The 751-nt window shown below is 28.4% G+C and carries 1 protein-coding gene; it reads left to right on the top strand.

Translation table 11 applies throughout. The features are described 5' to 3' along the window. Positions 1-730 (top strand): SLATT domain-containing protein (locus tag A6E03_RS03385; protein ID WP_255310575.1); only part of this gene is annotated, 730 nt, incomplete at its 5' end. Positions 731-751 lie beyond the last annotated feature (21 nt).

The following is a 751-nucleotide window of genomic DNA, read 5'->3' as shown; positions in this document are numbered from 1 at the left end:
ATTCACGCTCTTACCCTGGTTATGCAGGCGTTATAATTTTTTTAATCATATAGAAGTAAATGCAGTGAAAAATACAGAAAATAGTTTTCAAAATTTGTATAAAAAAATGGATGCTACATCTAAAACCAGATTTAATGCATCTCGTCGTTTAAAGTTACATTCTAAACTTTCGGCTTATATCATCGTTATTATTTCTTTAGGGTTAATTTTAGTAACTCTAATGCAGGCTTATTCTTTAGGTAACAATATAAACAATAAATTAGTTGGTTTGTTTCAAGCTTTCTCTTCGATTGCTGTTTTAGTTTATTCACTTTTGATAGACAGAAATGATTACTCTAGCATTTCTGAAAAAATGTACTCGTGTGCATCTCAGTTAGGGGAATTAAAGCAAGAAGTGCATCCATTTTTACAGAAGGAAAATAAAGTTCATAATGATGAAAAATACAAAAAATTCAAAGATGAATATCACCAAATATTAAAGTTATTTGAAAATCATTCGAATAATGACTTTCGAGGTGATTATTATCGAGCAAAATTAGATATGCCTGAAAATTATGATATAAAAGGTAAAGAATGGTTTTGTATACATAGTAAAATTATAATTACGCATATACTTGATTTCTTATCTTATTTTGTTGTGATTTTTGCTCTTTTAGCTGTGATATATTGGATTTGTTTTGGTACCCCTATAGTACTTACCCCAAATCAGATAATAGGTACTGGCGCATAAAATTTATAACAAATGCATCAA

The sequence above is a fragment of the Aliivibrio sp. 1S128 genome (assembly GCF_001691065.1).
Taxonomy (GTDB): Bacteria; Pseudomonadota; Gammaproteobacteria; order Enterobacterales; family Vibrionaceae; genus Aliivibrio.
This window is presented reverse-complemented; position numbering and strand designations above follow the sequence as displayed.